The following is a 17,042-nucleotide window of genomic DNA, read 5'->3' on the forward strand; positions in this document are numbered from 1 at the left end:
CGAGGGACACGAAGGCCGCATGCGTGCGGGGGACGAACTAACACGGCTCAGGACCGGCCGGGAACTGGAATCGACTTCGAGATGAAGCTTTCTTCACTACGCGCCGCTGCACTCATCGCGGCAGGCACTCTGGCAATGACCGCTCTCGGCGGCGTCGCGACGGCCGAGCCCGCGAAGGCGCCTGCAGTCTCGTCGATCGACAAGGACGGGCGGAACTGGAACCTTCAGGTCTACTCCGCCGCGATGAACAAAGACATCACCGTCGAGGTTCAGCGCCCTCTGGACGAGTCCAAGCCCGCCCCCAACGCCTACCTGCTCAGCGGCCTCGACGCAGGCGAAGGATCGGCGAGCTGGCAGCAGCAGACCGACGCGCTCGAGTTCTTCTCCGACAAGCACGTCAACCTCGTGCTCCCCATCGGCGGCAAGGGCAGCTACTACGCCGACTGGAAGCAGGAAGACCCGGTCCTCGGCGTCAACAAGTGGCAGACCTTCCTCACCGAGGAACTGCCTCCCCTGCTCGACGAGACCCTGGGCTCCACCGGCAAGAACTCGATCGCCGGTGTCTCCACGTCCGGTACCTCGGTTCTGCAGCTCGCCGAAGCCAAGCCCGGCCTGTTCGGTGCCGTCGCGGCGTACAGCGGATGCGCACAGATCGCCGATCCCATCGGCCGTCAGTTCGTGAAGTTCTCGGTCGAGACATGGAAGGGTGGCAACACCATCAACATGTACGGCCCGGACAACGACCCGGCGTGGGTCGAGAACGACCCGGTCGTCAACGCCGAGAAGCTCCGCGGCACCGAGCTGTACATCTCCAGCGGTAACGGCAACCCCCAGCCCGAGGACATCCGCTACTACACCGAGGGCAACGGACCTCAGGGTGTCATCAACCTCGGTCTCGGCATTGTCATCGAAGGCGCCACCAACTTCTGCTCGCACAACCTGAAGAACAAGCTGGACTCCATCGGGATCCCGGCGACGTACCAGTTCCCGCCGGTCGGCACGCACTACTGGCCGTACTGGGAGCAGGCTCTGAAGGACTCGTGGCCGGTGCTCGCCAAGGGCATGGGAATCTGATTTCCCTCGACTCGGGATTGCCCCCGACCCGTCATGGGTCGGGGGCAATTTTGTGCCCGAATGCGGCAAGGTGAAGGTGTGAAGAAGTTCGTCACCGCAGCGGTGCTGCTGACGCTCGGCGCAGCAGGGCTGTTCAACGGCATCGCCCTGGTCTCCGATCCCGACGGCGGCACCCTGGGCCTGAGCGTCGACATGCTCCCCGAATGGCACACCTGGGACTACCGCTACGCAGGCGCCTTCGTGCTCGTAGCCCTCGGCATCGCACCCCTGGTGTGTGCGGCGGCGGTGATCGTCGACATCCCCGGTGCACGTGTCTTCGCCGGCGTCGTCGGCATCGTCGCCGTCGGGTGGACGCTCTGGCAGTACCTCGTTCTCGACATCTGGGCGCCCCGTGCGTACACAGGATTGACGCTGCTCGGAATACTGCTCGCCGTCGGCGGAGTCGACGCGATGGTGCGGGGGAGGCGTCGGGCCGAGCGGTGAGACGTGTTTACGGCTACTTTCTGGTGGATATGTCCATATTGATTTGTAAGGACATTCATACCTAGAGAGGGCGATCATGTCGGGAGTTTCGCGGAGAACAGCACTACTGGGTGGGCTGGCGGCCGCGGTCGGCGGATCGACAGCCCTGGCCTCCTGCGCGCGGGCACAGACGAACGAGACGCAGACCGATCAAGCGAAGTCCGGTGCGGTGTTGATCCGCAACGCACGCGCGGTCCTGACGATGGACCCCAGCGTCGGAGATTCGAGCGTCGGAGATTCGAACGTCGGTAAGTTGAACGTCGGTGAGTTGAACAATGTAGACATCCTGATCGAATCCGGGCGCATCGCGCAGATCGGCGCGGGGCTGCAGCAGGACGGCGCCGACGAGATCGACGCATCCGGATCGATCGTCATGCCCGGTCTGGTCGACACGCACTGGCACATGTGGAACTCCATCGCCCGAGGCTTCGGGCAGACGTCGAAGGGCGGATTCGCACCGTCCATGGCATCGATCTCGCCGTTGTTCACTCCGTCGGACAGTGCCCTCGGAGTTCGGCTGGCACTGGCCGAAGCCGTGTCGGCGGGAATCACCACCGTCCACAACTGGGCCCACAACGTCCGAAGCCCCGAGCACGCCGAAGCCGAGGCTCAGGCCATGACCGAAGCCGGAGTGCGCGGGCGATTCGCCTACGGATACCCGCAGGATCTCGGCGCCGATCAGCCGATGGATCTGAACCATCTACGCTCCTGGTCATCCGATTTCCCGGACGGGCTCATCTCCCTCGGCATCTGCGCGCGCGGCCCCGATCGGTCCGAAGATGCTGTGTGGCAGCAAGAATGGGACGTCGCACGTTCCCTCGGACTTCCCATCACGACGCACATGGCGTCCGACGCTGCCGCCGCGGCGCTCGGCGGGATCGCCAAGCTGGACGCCAGGGGAGGGCTGGGACCCGACGTGCAGCTGGTTCACCTGACCGCCGCGACACCGGCCGACCTCGAGACCATCGCACGGACACGAACGGCGGTGTCGATCAGCCCGTGGACGGAGCTGCAGGTGGGCTACGGGCTCCCTCCCATTGCGGCCCTTCGAGATTCGGGAGTGACGCTGGGACTGTCGGTGGACAACACGGTACTGTCCGGCACCGCCGACATGTTCGAGGTGATGAAACTGACGGCCGACCTCCCCGGCGGAATGCAGACGAAACAGGGCACCGTCACCGACGCGAGCGTCCTCGACTGGGCCACGGCCACAGGCGCACGGTCCATCGGATTCGGCGACACAGCCGGTGTACTGGCCGTGGGTCGACCGGCGGACATCATCCTGGTGGACGCCGACGCACTCAACACCGCCCCGATGTACGACGCGACCAGCCTCGCAGTCCGAGCAGCCCGGCCGTCGAACGTGTCGTTCGTCATGATCGACGGGGTCGTCCACAAGCGTGACCACGAATTGGTCAGGGTCGACACCGAGGCACTTCTGTCCGAGTCCGACCAGGCGATTCGCACCCTGCGTGACCGGGCAGGTTTCTGAGGGGGTTGTGGAACCCGGAGTGCTGATGTAGCTTGGCGGTAGTTCTCCGCCGACCGATACGGTCCGCGTCGAGGACCTATCGGGGGAAATTCTCGTTTCCCGCTCACATCGCGTTTCGCGCGAATCTCGGAAGTAGAGACTCATGACCACAGCACACGCCACACCTGTATCGAATACGGTGTCGGAATCGGAATTACGCCCGGTCTCCGGCATCGTCGACATCCACGGCAACACAGCCTTTCTACGGACCACCGGCTACCTGCCAGGACCCATCGACGTTCAGATACCGTCGAACATCCTGCGCCAGAAAGGGTTACGTACAGGCGATCTCGTCACCGGCGCCGCACGTGCACCGGAGAAAACACGCCAGAAGTTCGACGCACTCGTTCGCGTCGACGACATCAACGGCCGAGACGCCGGGGACAAGCGCCCGAAGTTCGAGGCTTTGACCCCGCTGTACCCCAACCAGCGCCTGCGGCTCGAAACCACTCCCGACCGCCTGTCCACCCGCATCGTCGACCTCGTGATGCCCATCGGCAAAGGTCAACGCGCGCTTGTCCAGTCACCGCCGAAAGCGGGTAAGACCACAATGGTCAAGGACATCGCCGCCGCCATCGCGCTCAACCATCCCGAGTGCCATCTCATGGTGGTCCTCGTCGACGAACGCCCGGAAGAAGTGACCGACATGATGCGGTCGGTGAAGGGCGAAGTGATCGCGTCGACGTTCGACAGGCCGCCGACGGACCACACGGCCATCGCCGAACTGGCAATCGAGCGAGCCAAGCGTCTCGTCGAAAGCGGCGAAGACGTTGTGGTGCTGCTGGATTCCATCACCCGGCTCGGGCGCGCCTACAACAACTCCTCGCCCGCGTCGGGCCGGATTCTCTCCGGAGGAATCGACTCCACAGCGCTCTACCCGCCGAAACGCTTCCTCGGTGCCGCCCGCAACATCGAGAACGGTGGATCGCTCACCATCATCGCAACAGCCCTCGTCGAAACCGGCTCCCAAGGTGACACAGTCATTTTCGAGGAATTCAAGGGCACCGGTAACGCCGACCTCAAACTCGATCGCAAGATCGCCGAACGAAGAATCTTCCCAGCCATCGACGTCAACCCGTCGGGAACCAGGAAAGACGAACTACTGATGTCGGCCGAGGAATACTCGGCCGTACAGAAAGTCCGACACCTGCTCAGCGGCCTCGACTCGCAGCAGGCAATCGAACTACTGGTCACGCAACTCGCGAAAACTCGGTCCAACCACGAATTCCTCACGCGCGCAGTCACTGCTCGCTAGATGCGGTCAGTTCTGCCCCGGAGAGTTCTCCGCTTCCAGGAACATCTGCAAAAACGATGTACCCGGCGTTGTACTCGGCTGCTCGTCGCGTTCCTCGGGTCCGGTGTCGTCGTTGCCTGTCATCGCTGCGACTCCTGCGGGTCGAGGCTGTCGACGATGAGGTGGCCGGCACCGAGGACATCGAGGATCATGCGCACGGGCCTGGTCGGCGCGAAGATTCGAACCTCGGCGGTGGATGCCGTGACCGCGTCGACGATGACGCTGGCGGCTCCGGAGTAGATGAACGTGACAGCCGACAGGTCGACGCGGACGTCCGAATGCTCGGAGGTGAGCTCCTCGATGCTGTCCATCAGGGGCAAGCGTGCGGTCATGTCCAGCTCGCCGGTGGCCCGGAGCACCGCGAAGTCGGAGGAGTAGGACTCGGTGTCGATCGTGAACCGAGGAGCGTGCTCCTGTGGGTCGGAAGCAAGGTCGACGGACAGTGGATGTGCTGCAGTGATCATGTTCTCTGCCTTCGCGTCGTGAGTTCGTCGAGGTCAACTCTCGCAGCAGAAGGTCTCGTAGCCGTAAATCGTTCCATCACGGTGCCATCACCGAGTGATAACGAAACGATAACGTCAGTAGGTGGGCGCCAAATGGGCCAGGTCGGCGGCCAGTTCCCGACCCTCGTCTCGCACGTCGACGACGTCGGAGTACCCCTCGTCGGCCGGAGTCGGCAGTCCCCGCTCGGTCAGCCACGCGTCGTCGAACAGCTTGCCCAGGTATCCCCGACCCGAGTCGATGAGCAACGAGACGACCGCGTCCGTCGCCCGCAGATCGCGCGCCAACTCGACCGTCGCAGCCGCCACCGTTCCCGAGGATATCCCGACGAGCAGCCCATGGTTGCGAGCCAGCGCCCGAGCGCTGCGGAAGCTGGAGGCGTCGTCGATCCGGATGATGCGGTCGACGATGTCGGTGTCGTACGTGGTCGGCCAGTCGCCGTCGGGCATCGCGCGGCCCGCACCCTCCACGTAGTACGGAGTGACCTCGCCCGAATAGGCCGATCCGACGGGATCGGCTCCGATGATCTGGACCCGGCCATCGGATACTTCCTTCAGATAACGCCCTGTGCCACTGATGGTTCCACCGGTTCCGATGTTGGCCACGAAGTGGGTGATCCGGCCTTCCGTCTGCTCCCACAGTTCCGGCCCCGTCCCGCGGAAGTGCGCGGCGGGATTGGCAGGGTTGTCGTACTGCGCCGAGGTCCACGCATTCGGCACCTGCTCCACCAGACGCGTCACGATGGTACGGGCGTTTCGAGGATGGCCGAGCGGATACTGGGCGCTGGTCAGGACGATCTCCGCCCCGAACGCACGAAGAACCGAAATCTTCTCCGGCGACACCTTGTCCGCCACCACCAGGATGGTTCGGTACCCCTTGGCGGCCGCGATCATCGCAAGACCGGCGCCGGTGTTGCCCGACGTCGCGTCGATGATCACAGAATCGGGGGTCAACGCACCCTCGCGCTCGGCATGTTCGATCATCGACGCCGCGATTCTGTCCTTGGCCGATCCTCCGGGATTGACGAACTCGACCTTGCCCAGAAGTGTTGCCTCGGTGCTGGATCCCAGTCCTCCCAGGTCCACCAGAGGTGTGTTTCCGATGAGGCCCAGGACGGATTCCGACGGTGCTGTCGTGATCACCTGGTCCGCTACGAGATCCGTGATGTCGTCCACCTCCATGACGTTCGAGGCCGAGCTGGTCGACGCTGCGACAACGGCCATCGCACAACGTAACCCCTTCGATCACGGAATTCACGAGTTCCACTCAGCATGATTCCAGAGCGTGTAACGCTCACCATGATTTCATCCCTTGCCTTCGGACGGTCGCGGCGAACGTGCAGGTAGGAGGCCCGAATTCGCATCGTTAAGTTGTAATTGACCATTTCGGTAGATGAACTTCGTTGGTATTCGCGGCGACGGACCCCACACTGAGTGCGTTCCCCCGGCGATGCCACGAATCATCCTGAAAGGGCCAGAAATTCCTCACATGACTCACGAATTCGATCGACGCCGCTTCCTCGGTTTCGGGGCTGCGCTGGTCGGTACCGGGTTTCTGGCTGCATGCGGCGGCGCCACCACTCCGACCGGGAGTGCTGCGGCATCGGGTTCCCCGACACCCGGCGGTACCGTCACGTACCTCAACGAGAAGTTGATCGACGGATACCAGCAGCAGAGCACCGGATCCTGGCATGTGGCGCAGGTGTGGAACCAAGTGGTGGAGAGGCTGTTCTACTACGACGCCGACGGCGTGTTCCGTCCGCACCTGGCAACAGGATTCACCGAGAACGACGACCGCACCGAGTTCGGCCTGACCATCAGGCAGGGCGTCACCTTCTCCAACGGCGAGAAGCTCGACGCCGCCGCGGTGGCGTCGAACCTGAACCTGTTGGGCACGGGAGACAAGGGGCGAGGAGTCCCGAGAGCCGCGTACTTCCCGCCCAGTTACGACGTAGCGGAGGCGACGGGTGAGTACGACGTGACGATCCGCCTGACCGAACCGTTCGGTGACTTCATCCAGAAACTCGGGGCGTGGACGACCGTCGGAATTCTTGCCCCCGCGACGATCGACGCCGGCCTCGCCGATCAGTCCGATCTGAGCAAGATCTTCGGGACCGGGCCGTTCGTCGTCGAATCATGGCTCCCGAGCAAGGAGGTGGTGCTACGCCGCCGAGAGGACTACTCCTGGCCGCGCAGTGATACCGCGCACGACGGCCCGGCCTACCTCGAGAAGATTACCGTGCAGCAGGTGATCGAACCCTCGCTGCGCGGAGGATCACTCCAGGCAGGCCAGGTGGACATCATCCACTACGTCCAACCGACCGAGGAGCCCTTCGTCACCGACGGATTCACCCTCATCGCACCGACGTTCTTCGGCAGCGTCTGGGGTCTTCAACTCCGCCTGACCGCAGCACATCTCGACGACATCCGAGTGCGTAGAGCGCTCACCCACGGCGTCGACCGCGCCGACATCATCGCCACCAACTACCCGAGCGGCGCATGGACCGAAGCGAAGTCGACGTTCAACGAGATCGTGCCAGGGACATTGGATCTGCGCGACAGATTCGCGTACGACCCCGACCTGTCGAACCGTCTGCTCGACGAGGCGGGGTGGACGGACCGCAACAGCGACGGATACCGCGTCAAGGACGGCGAGCAGCTCAGCCTGCTGATCTACCCCTCGGTGTTCATCACCACCTCCGAGGCCGACCTGCAGTTGGTCGCCCAGCACTGGCGTCGGATCGGGGTTCGGCTCGAGATCAAGGGCACCGACTTCTCCAACTACAACACCGTGACGGCCCAGCCGGACGTGCCGCTGTACGAGAACCACTGGCTTGCAGGCAGTCAGAGCGAGATGTGGCGGTGGTGGCACAGCTCGCAAGCCAATCAGTTCAAGACCCCGGGCGAGGAACTCGACGGCCTGCTCACCACGCTGGTGCAGGCGACATCGGAGCCCGCTCGCATCGACGCGTCCAAGGCGGTGCAGGAGTACGTGATCGACAACGCCCTGTACATACCGATCCACGAGTTCCGTCAGACCTGGGGCGCCGCGAACCACCTGAAGGACCTGAGTGTCGACGGTCTCGGGCTGATCAACTTCTACGACGCCTGGATCGACGAGTCGAACCGGCGAACGACGTAAGGACTTCATTCTCTTGTCTCACACGACGCGGTACGCGCTCTCGAGAATCGGGCAGGCTCTGCTGACGGTGTTTCTCGTCTACATCGTGGTGTTCGTCATCGTCACGTTGCTGCCGGGCGATCCCGTGTCCGGCAGGCTGAGCAACCCCGAATACGGATACACCGCCGACGAAATCTCCGAGATGCTCGTCTACTTCAAACTCGACCGCCCGGCCTGGGAGCAGCTGTGGGTGGCGCTGGAACGACTGCTGCACGGTGATCTAGGCCTGTCGTATGCATCCAACCTTCCGGTGTCGACGCTGTTGTGGTCGGGAGTTCCGTCCACCCTGCAGCTCGCGGGCACTGCATTCGTCATCGCGATCGTGTTCGCAGCCGCCGTCGCCGTCGGCGCGTTCTTCCTGCCGACGAGATTCGGCGGCGGGATCCTTCGAGCATTCCCGTCGCTCTTCCTGTCGCTGCCCAACTTCCTGATCGGGCTCGTCGTCATCAACGTGTTCTCCTTCCAGCTCGGACTGTTCGTACTCAGCGACTTCCGCAGCGTGGACTCGCTGATCTACCCGGCCGTCACCCTCGCCATCCCGGCGTCGGCGCCGATCGCACAGGTGTTCATCAGCGCGCTGGACACCGCGCGGTCCGAGCAGTACGCCACCGTCGCCGTCTCCAAAGGAATCGGCAAATTCGAACTGCTGACCAGGCACCTGCTGCCCAACGCGGCGCTGCCGACCTTGACGATCACCGCGATCATCGTCGGCGATCTGTTGGGCGGATCGATCATCACCGAAGCGATCTTCGGCCGAAACGGCGTCGGCAGCGTCGTCGAGAAAGCCGTCGGCGAGCAGGACGTGCCGGTGTTGCAGGCGGCCGTGGTACTCGCGGCGGTGCTGTTCCTCGCGATCAACCTCGTCGTCGACCTCGTGTATCCCGTCCTGGACCCGCGCCTGCGTCGGACGGTGACGGCATGAGCATCCTCGACCGCCCACGCACCGCCACCGTCACGGGAGCGGTTGCCGTGCTCGGATCCGCCACCAAGGCACGCAACGGCTACACCGTCGCCGCGCTGCTGTTCGTCCTGCTGATCGCGGCATGGGCGATCGCACCCGGCCTGTTCACCAGCCAGGACCCATACCTCGGGACCACCGCGGACAAGTTCCTGCCGCCGTCCTGGAGCCACCTGTTCGGCACCGACCAACTGGGCCGCGACATTCTCACCCGCGTCATCCACGGCACTCGGTCGGCCGTACTCACCGCGTTGCTCGCGGTGGCCATCGGATCGGTCGCGGGCAGCATCGTCGGGCTCGTCGCCGGATTCTTCGGGCGCGGCGTCGACGCCGTCCTCGGCCGCGTGATCGACACCTTGCTCGCGATCCCCGGCTTCCTGCTGGCCGTCATCGTCGTCGTCTCGCTCGGGTTCGCGAGCGTCAATGCCGCCATCGCCGTAGGTATCTCGTCGATCGCCGTGTTCGCCCGGCTCATCCGTTCCGAAACGCTCCGAGTGAAGAACTCGGCCTTCGTCGAATCCTCGAAGCTGATCGGCGGAGGCACGCTGACGGTCCTGTTCCAACACGTACTCCCGAACGTGTATCGATCGGTGCTGGCGCTGGCAGTCCTGCAGTTCGGGCTCGCCATCATCAACGTGTCCGCCCTCGCGTTTCTCGGCTACGGCAACCCGCCACCCAGCCCGGACTGGGGACTGTTGGTGGCCGAGGGGAAGGACTTCTTCTACCGGTACCCCTGGTTCGTCTACGCCCCGGGCGTCGTGATGGTGGCGTCGGTGCTCGCTCTCCAGCAACTCAGCAAGTCCATCGGAAACAAGGACAGGTGACATGACGGCAACGGCGGAACTGCGCGAGAACGCTCACTCGATCTCGGACCCGGCACCACTGCTGGCCGTCCGTGATCTCGCGGTAGCGTACGACGGCAACCTGAATCACCCGACGGTCTCGGGTGTCTCGTTCGACGTTCGAGCCGGAAGCACGGTGGCGATCGTCGGCGAATCGGGATCCGGCAAGTCGACGGTCGTCGGCGCCGTTCTGAAACTTCTCGGCGACCGCGTTGCCGTCGGTGGGACGGTCGAGTTCGGAGAGAGGGACATCCTGCGGCTGCGGGAGCGCGACTTTCGACGAATCCGCGGACGGCGCATCGGGTTCGTGCCGCAGGATCCCACGGCGTCGCTCAATCCGGTCCGGCGGATCGATCGCCAGATATTCGAGGCGTTCCGATCCTCCGGCCTCCCGGAATACGCACAGCCGAAGAACTTTCACGATCAGGCTGTCGCACTGCTGGATTCGGTGGGGATCCCGACGCCGGAGCGGGCGCTGCACTCGTACCCGCACCAACTGTCCGGCGGTCAACTGCAGCGCGTGCTCATCGGTATCGCGATCTCGCAGCGACCTGCGTTGATCGTCGCGGACGAACCGACGTCGGCGCTCGACGTCACCATCCAGAAGACGATCCTGGACCTGATCGATCGGTTGAAAACCGAGCGGGACCTGTCGGTTCTGCTCATCACCCACGATCTGTCACTCGCCGCCGAGCGCGCGGACACCGTCGTGGTGCTGAACCGAGGCAGAGTCGAAGAGTCCGGAACGTCGGCGGAGGTCCTGGCCGATCCGAAGTCCACGTACGCACGGAACCTGATCGGCGACATTCCCAGCATCGACCCCGATCGATTCGCAGCGGCGAAGGCCGAACGCGCCCTGCCTGATACCGAACCCGCCCTGTCGGTCGTCGACATCCACAAGGCCTTCGACGTCGGTCGGCACCGCATTCAAGCTCTCGACGGTGTGTCCTTCGAGATCCCGGCAGGCCGGACGCACGCACTCGTAGGCGAATCGGGTTCCGGCAAGTCGACCCAGGCCAGGCTCGTCCTGCGACTGGAGGAACCGGACGCCGGACAGATAGTCGTGGCCGGACAGGACATCTCCCACCTCGGTACACGCGGACTGCGTGATGCCCGCAGGCACCTGCAGCTGGTGTACCAGAACCCTTTCCACTCGCTCGACCCGACGTATTCCGTGGAGCAACTCGTGGCGGAACCGCTCGTGCGGTACAAGATCGGTTCACGAACCGAGCGGAGGGAACGCGCGGTCGAAGTACTCGATCTCGTCGGACTGGACCAGACGTTCCTGCGCCGAAGAATACGCGCGCTGTCCGGAGGCCAACGACAACGAGTCGCCATCGCCCGGGCACTGAGCCTGAGCCCGAAAGTACTGGTGCTCGACGAACCGACGTCCGCGCTCGACGTCACCGTGCAGGCACAGATCCTGCAGGTGTTGATCGAGCTACAGGTCAGGCTCGGCGTCAGCTACCTGTTCATCTCGCACGACCTGTCCGTCGTACGCCAGCTTTCTGACACGGTCACCGTCCTGCGCCGCGGAGTCGTCCAGGAAGCAGGCCGCACCGAGGACGTGTTCTCGGCGCCCACCAGCGAGTACACCCGAAAGCTCGTCCGATCGATCCCCACCTGGGAGCCCAACGAAAAAGGAGACACAGCATGACCGCTTCACCGGACACAGCCGTAGGCCTGGACGTCGTTCCCGTCGCCGGTTACATCGGCGCGCAGATCACCGGCGTCGACCTCCGTGACGACCTCGACGACGCCACCGTCACCGAGATCCAGGGCGCCTTGAACCAGTACAAGGTCGTGTTCTTCCGCGACCAGCAGATCGGGCACGCCGAGCAGGTCGCGTTCGCCCGCAAGTTCGGCAAGGTCACCCCGGCTCATCCGCACGAGGAGAACCCGCCGGAAGGATTCCCGGAGATCCTGCCGATCGACAGCAGGCGCTACGACAAGAACCTCGGCCGCAAACGCACGTCCTACGACCACAGCTGGCACACCGACGTCACCGCCCTGATCAACCCGCCGGCAGCGTCGATCCTGCGGGCGGACATCCTCCCGCCCTACGGCGGTGACACCGCCTGGGCCAACCTCGTCGCCGCGTACGAGAACCTACCGAAGGAACTGCGGAACTTCGTCGACACACTCGACATCAAGCACCAGTTCCAGGCACGAGCAGCCGCCGGCAGCCAGCGCGACCGAAAGATAAAGGAAGCCAACCTCGTCGCCTACCACCCGGCTGTTCGAGTCCACCCACTGACCGGCGAGCGTGCGCTGTTCGTCAGCCCCGGATTCACTCGCGGCGCACGCGAAATCCGCGGATTCACCCCGGACCAGAGCGAGCGGCTGCTCGAGTTGCTGTGGGCCGAGGCGTCGAAGACCGAGTACACGGTCCGATTCCAGTGGAAGCCCGGCAGTGTCGCGTTCTGGGACAACCGCGCAACCGCTCACCTCGCGATCGCCGACGCCGGGCACCTCGGTCACGACCGAGTGCTCTACCGCGTCACGCTCGAAGGGGACGTACCGGTGGGTGTCGACGGACGACAGTCCGAGGCAGTCTCGGGAGAGCCGTTCCACGGCGCATGAGCCGGTACCTGCGCTTCACCACCAATCTCATCCCGGGCGCTCTGCAAGGGCCGGGCGCGACGCATCCGTTCGTCGACATCGACGACTTCGTCCGCTCGGCTCGACTCGCCGAGCAGGCGAGGCTCGACGCGGTGTTCTTCGCCGACTCGCAGGGCATTCCTCCCGGCGGGCGCGGCTTCGCGTACCTGGATCCGCTGACAGTGCTGCCGGCGCTCGCCCGGGAGACCGAGCACGTCGGTCTCGTCGCGACGGCGTCGACGACCTACTCGACGCCGTACGCGCTGGCTCGGTCGATTCTGTCGCTCGACCACATCTCCCACGGCCGAGCCGGCTGGAACATCATCACCACGATGGACCCGACCGTCGCGCGGAACTTCGGCGGCGGCGAACCACCGCCGCGGGAGGAACGGTACCGTCGGGCCGACGAATTCACCGAGGTGGTTCTGGCGCTGTGGGATTCGTGGCGCGACGACGTCACCGAGAACTGGGACCTGGAGAATCTCCGACGAGAGCCCATCGACCACGTCGGCGAATTCTTCTCCGTCGCAGGCCCGTTGCAACTACCGCGTTCCCGGCAGGGCAGACCGGTGCTGTTCCAGGCGGGTGGGTCCGATCGAGGAATCGAGACCGCAGCCAGATTCGCCGACGCGGTGTTCTCGGTGGGCCTCACGGAAGACGCGTCCCGGGACTACCGCGAGCGACTGAACAAGGAGACCCGTAACACCCGCGGTGGATCCGAGGGCGTCCTCGTTCTGCCCGGCATCTTCTTCTCCGTCGGAAGTACCACGAACGAGGTGGATCGCCTGCTGCACGACGCCGAGAACGCACTCGACGGAACGGATGCGCTGCACCGCTTCGCATCCAGATTCGACCTCGACCCGGACGAGATCGACCTCGACGGACCGGTACCACCCCAGGTGGCGGTCACCGACAACACACGATCGATCGGCTTCGCCCAGGGCGGAGCCGATTTCGCCCGCAGCAACCGCGACCTCACGCTCCGCCGATTCATCGTCCTCGGCGGAGGCGGTCATCGCCGGGTCTTCGGCACCCCGGAGTCCATCACCGACGACCTGATCGGGTGGACGGAGCGCGGAGCGGCCGACGGGTTCACGGTATTCGTGGAGTCGTTGCCGCAGTTCGCCGACCACATCGTTCCGTTGCTGTGGGAACGCGGAGTACACCGCCGCGAATACTCCGGAACCACGCTGCGCGACAACTTCGCACAACACACAGGCTGACATCGCGACCGACCGATCGACAACAAACAAGGAGAAGACATGACGGACACATCGACACGACAGCTCGGCACCGACGGACCAGTGGTCTCGCGGACAGGCGTCGGCTTCATGAGCTTCCGCACCGGCTCCGGCCCCGAGGACCTACGTGCCGCCACCGACGTCGTGGATGCGGCACTGGACTCCGGCATCACGTTCTTCGACACCGCCGACGTGTACGGACCCGAACACAGCGAGATCCTGCTCGGCAAAGCGCTGCAGGGTCGACGCGACAAGGTGGTCCTCGCAACCAAGTTCGGCAACCCACTCGACCGGGAGACCAATCCGAACGCGAAAATCGACGGCAGCCCCGAGTACGTCCGGACCGCCATCGACGCGTCACTGCGACGTCTGGAAGTCGACCACGTCGACCTCTACTACCTCCACCGCGTGGATCCGACGGTCCCCATCGAGGACACCGTCGGCGCGCTGAAGGAACTCGTCGACGCCGGCAAGATCCGCCACATCGGACTGTCCGAGGCAGGACCGAACACCATCCGCCGCGCTCACGCCGTACACCCGATCGCAGCGATTCAGAGCGAGTGGTCACTGTTCAGCCGGGACATCGAGACATCCACCGTGCCCGTCGCGCGAGAACTGGGCATCGCGCTGGTGCCCTTCTCCCCGCTGGGACGCGCGTGGTTGACCGGCGCAGTGCACACCAAAGAGGACATCAAGGGCAGGTTGGTGGACCACCCCCGCTTCGCCGACGAGAACTTCCAGACCAACAAAGCCCTCGCCGACGAGGTGGTCGCGGTCGCAGCCGATCTCGGTGTGAAACCGTCGCAGGTGGCGTTGGCGTGGATTCTCGGACGCGGCGACGACGTCGTGCCCATTCCTGGAACGCGGCACGCCGAGTACGTCCGCGAGAACGCGGGTGCGCTGGCGGTCACGTTGACGGCGGATCAGGAAGCCAGGCTCGCGAAGCTGGCCGATCAGGTGGCGGGGCATCGCTCGATTCAGCCGGAGAACCTGGGCACCGAAGCGCCCCTCCCTTCCTGACACCCACGCGCACGACGAAACGGAGAACCTTCACGTGAGCCGCGAATTCCTCTGGTACATCCCCAACACGACCTCACCAGGCCACCGAGGCGACGACACCGTCGACGGCTGGGGGACGCTCGAATTCTCCGTCGAGCAGGCTCTCCTCGCCGAAAAGCACGGCTGGGGAGGAGCATTGATCGGAACGGGATGGGGGAGGCCGGACACCTTCACCGTCGCCACCGCTCTCGCGGCGCGGACCGAGAACTTCACCCCGCTCATCGCGATCCGGCCCGGGTACTGGCAGCCCGCTCACTTCGCGAGCGCAGCAGCGACGCTCTACTCGCTGACCCGAGGTCGGGTGTTCGTCAACATCGTCAGTGGCACCGACGATCTGGGAGCCTACGGCGACGGAGAATTCGACAAGTCACGACGGTACGACCGCACGCGGGAATTCCTGAAGATCGTGCGCACGTTGTGGGCCGAGGAGAACGTCAGCATCGACGGCGAATTCTGGCAGGTGGAGAACTCGACCGTCGTTCCCCGGCTGCCCGACGGTGGCCGACCCCGGCTGTACTTCGGTGGCGCGTCTGCGGCCGCGGAGGAAGTCTCGGCCGCCGAGGCCGACGTTCAACTCTTCTGGGGTGAGCCGCTCGACGGCGTCGCCGAACGCATCGACCGCCTGAAGGTGCTGAGCGACAAAGTGGGACGAGAACACGAACCACTGCAGTTCGGTCTTCGCGTCACCACTCTGATCCGTGACACCGCCGAGGAAGCGTGGCGGGACGCCGAAGCCAAGGTGGCGCAGATGGCGGGCCGGAAAGATCCGCTGCGCCCGGCCAATCCTCGGGACGCCACCGGACAGCAGCGGCTTCTGGACCTCGCGGAACGAGGCGATGTTCTCGACACCAACCTCTACACCGCGCCCGGGAGGCACGGCGGAGGCGGAGCCGGAACCACCTGGCTCGTCGGAACGGCAGCAGAAGTCGCGGCGGCCCTGGAGCGCTACGCGGACCTTGGCGTCAGCCACTTCGTGCTGTCCGACACCCCCTACGCCCGAGAGGTCGCGCGCATCGGCGACCAGCTGCTGCCACTACTCACAAGGGGCTAGCGGGTGTAACGCTGGAAATGAGCCGCCCGGACGGCCGGGGCGAGCCCGCGTACCTGGAGGAACTGAGCTGCGCGGGCTCGTACTTGCGCGATGTCGTCCTCGAGCAGCCCGACGCCACCGCGTGCCACAACACCCGCGGTCGTGGCACGAACTGCGATCTCGTCGAGGACCACGCGCCAGTGCGGATCCGGTAGCGGAGTTGCGTACGCGAGCTCCAGTTCGTCGGAGATGGCGGCCAACGATCGGTCGTCGGGGAACAGTGCCGCCGCGTCGTCGAGTGCAGCCCTGGCGAGACCGTAGGGACCCACCGGCGGATACGTCGTCACGGTGGCGGGGTCGACCGTCGGATCGAGCTGAAGTGCCCGTCGCGCGTCCAGGCCGAGCACTCCGTCGCGCGCTTTCCACTCCGCGACCGGAACTACCTCGGACACGAACTCGTCCGGCAGAAATACATCCTCGAACGTCAGTGTGGCAGTCCGTGAGCCGAACACGGCCGTCAGTCTCGACACTCGGCCGGAGACGCCGGGCTGGTCGAGCGGCGCGATACCGAACACGTAGTCCTCGCGGGCCTCGTCGACAGCGTCGAGCCAGACCACATCGGTGAGGCCCCAGCCGGAGTGCCAGCCGATCACCCCATCGATGCGATATCCGCCGGGCACCTTGCGGGCTATCGTTCCTCGGCGCTGCGGCCAGGATCGGACGTGACCCATCCCGGCTCCGCCGATCAACTCTCCGGTCGCCAATAGCGGTAGCAAAGCGAGTGTTTCGGGCGTCCCGGCCTTGATGGCCGGTACGACGGGTGCACCGTGTTGGGTGACGATGGTGGCCGTCGACGGGTCCGCGCCGAAGAGAAGTTCCTCCGCTGCGTTCTGCACCTCCCGTGGAACATCGAGACCTCCGTATTCGGCCGGAACGAACCACCGGTGGTACCCGACCTCCCGCAACGCGTCGATGTGCGATCTCGGCACCTCGGTGCGGTCGACCTCCACCGCACGAGGCGCGATGACCTCCTCGACGAGGCGGGCGAACTCACGATATACCGGATGGGTTCTCGGATCTGTTGTTACTTCGGTGGCGGCGGTCATCGACAACCTTTCGAATCGAATGCGTACTACAGCCAAAGTAATTCAGTCGAAGGTTCCGAATGACAATTCGAATCTTCGGGATTTCAAAAAACCGTACAGAATT

At 64.7% G+C, this 17,042-nt stretch carries 14 protein-coding genes and 1 pseudogene; 12 read left to right on the forward strand and 3 right to left on the reverse strand.

The genetic code is table 11. From position 1 onward, the window contains the following. Positions 1-81 precede the first annotated feature (81 nt). From H292_RS0105045 to rho, 4 genes and pseudogenes are all read left to right on the forward strand, one after another. A complete protein-coding gene (locus H292_RS0105045) occupies positions 82-1,074 on the forward strand; it encodes an alpha/beta hydrolase (protein WP_020110682.1) in 993 nt (330 codons plus the stop codon). A 78-nt stretch (positions 1,075-1,152) separates the two neighbouring features. Then, positions 1,153-1,557 carry a hypothetical protein gene (locus H292_RS0105050; protein WP_231383765.1) on the forward strand — a complete coding sequence of 135 codons (405 nt, stop codon included), beginning with the start codon at positions 1,153-1,155 and terminating at the stop codon, positions 1,555-1,557. A gap of 76 nt (positions 1,558-1,633) precedes the next feature. Then, on the forward strand, positions 1,634-3,088 hold the full coding sequence (locus tag H292_RS0105055) for an amidohydrolase family protein (RefSeq protein WP_020110683.1): 1,455 nt from the start codon (positions 1,634-1,636) through the stop codon (positions 3,086-3,088). 193 nt (positions 3,089-3,281) lie between these two features. Then, positions 3,282-4,382, forward strand: a pseudogene (gene rho / locus H292_RS0105060) (transcription termination factor Rho); the annotation flags it as partial. Between the two features lie 119 nt (positions 4,383-4,501). On the opposite strand, the gene H292_RS0105070 reads toward rho, so the two are convergent. Next, entirely contained in the window at positions 4,502-4,885 is a 384-nt protein-coding gene (locus H292_RS0105070) for an STAS domain-containing protein (RefSeq protein ID WP_019663918.1), read from the reverse strand. Positions 4,886-4,999: 114 nt separating this feature from the next. Then, positions 5,000-6,145 carry a PLP-dependent cysteine synthase family protein gene (locus H292_RS0105075; protein WP_020110686.1) on the reverse strand — a complete coding sequence of 382 codons (1,146 nt, stop codon included), beginning with the start codon at positions 6,143-6,145 and terminating at the stop codon, positions 5,000-5,002. A gap of 265 nt (positions 6,146-6,410) precedes the next feature. On the opposite strand from H292_RS0105075, the gene H292_RS0105080 reads away from it, so the two are divergent. The 8 genes from H292_RS0105080 to H292_RS0105115 are packed head-to-tail and all read left to right on the forward strand — an operon-like array spanning position 6,411 to position 15,854. Next, positions 6,411-8,063, forward strand: coding sequence for an ABC transporter substrate-binding protein (locus H292_RS0105080; RefSeq protein ID WP_020110687.1), 1,653 nt, complete (start codon positions 6,411-6,413; stop codon positions 8,061-8,063). 13 nt (positions 8,064-8,076) lie between these two features. After that, complete coding sequence (locus tag H292_RS0105085; protein ID WP_020110688.1) at positions 8,077-9,024, forward strand: ABC transporter permease; 948 nt, start codon at positions 8,077-8,079, stop codon at positions 9,022-9,024. Then, positions 9,021-9,884, forward strand: a complete 864-nt coding sequence (locus H292_RS0105090) for an ABC transporter permease (protein ID WP_020110689.1) — start codon at positions 9,021-9,023, stop codon at positions 9,882-9,884. The genes H292_RS0105085 and H292_RS0105090 overlap by 4 nt, the downstream gene beginning before the upstream one ends. A 1-nt stretch (position 9,885) precedes the next feature. Further along, positions 9,886-11,559, forward strand: coding sequence for an ABC transporter ATP-binding protein (locus H292_RS0105095; protein WP_020110690.1), 1,674 nt, complete (start codon positions 9,886-9,888; stop codon positions 11,557-11,559). Next, complete coding sequence (locus H292_RS0105100) at positions 11,556-12,485, forward strand: TauD/TfdA dioxygenase family protein (RefSeq protein WP_020110691.1); 930 nt, start codon at positions 11,556-11,558, stop codon at positions 12,483-12,485. The genes H292_RS0105095 and H292_RS0105100 overlap by 4 nt, the downstream gene beginning before the upstream one ends. Continuing rightward, the gene (locus H292_RS0105105; protein ID WP_020110692.1) at positions 12,482-13,726 is read left to right on the forward strand and encodes an NtaA/DmoA family FMN-dependent monooxygenase; all 1,245 of its coding nucleotides are present in this window, start codon (positions 12,482-12,484) and stop codon (positions 13,724-13,726) included. The genes H292_RS0105100 and H292_RS0105105 overlap by 4 nt, the downstream gene beginning before the upstream one ends. Positions 13,727-13,765: 39 nt before the next feature. Next, positions 13,766-14,764 (forward strand): aldo/keto reductase, encoded by a 999-nt coding sequence (locus H292_RS0105110; protein ID WP_020110693.1) that lies wholly within the window; start codon positions 13,766-13,768, stop codon positions 14,762-14,764. A gap of 34 nt (positions 14,765-14,798) precedes the next feature. Further along, positions 14,799-15,854, forward strand: a complete 1,056-nt coding sequence (locus H292_RS0105115) for an LLM class flavin-dependent oxidoreductase (protein ID WP_020110694.1) — start codon at positions 14,799-14,801, stop codon at positions 15,852-15,854. Here H292_RS0105115 and H292_RS0105120 read toward each other — a convergent pair. Beyond that, on the reverse strand, positions 15,851-16,939 hold the full coding sequence (locus H292_RS0105120; RefSeq protein ID WP_020110695.1) for an acyl-CoA dehydrogenase family protein: 1,089 nt from the start codon (positions 16,937-16,939) through the stop codon (positions 15,851-15,853). The genes H292_RS0105115 and H292_RS0105120 overlap by 4 nt on opposite strands. Between the last annotated feature and the right edge of the window lie 103 nt (positions 16,940-17,042).

The sequence above is a fragment of the Rhodococcus sp. 114MFTsu3.1 genome, assembly GCF_000383555.1.
Taxonomy (GTDB): Bacteria; Actinomycetota; Actinomycetes; order Mycobacteriales; family Mycobacteriaceae; genus Rhodococcoides; species Rhodococcoides fascians_E.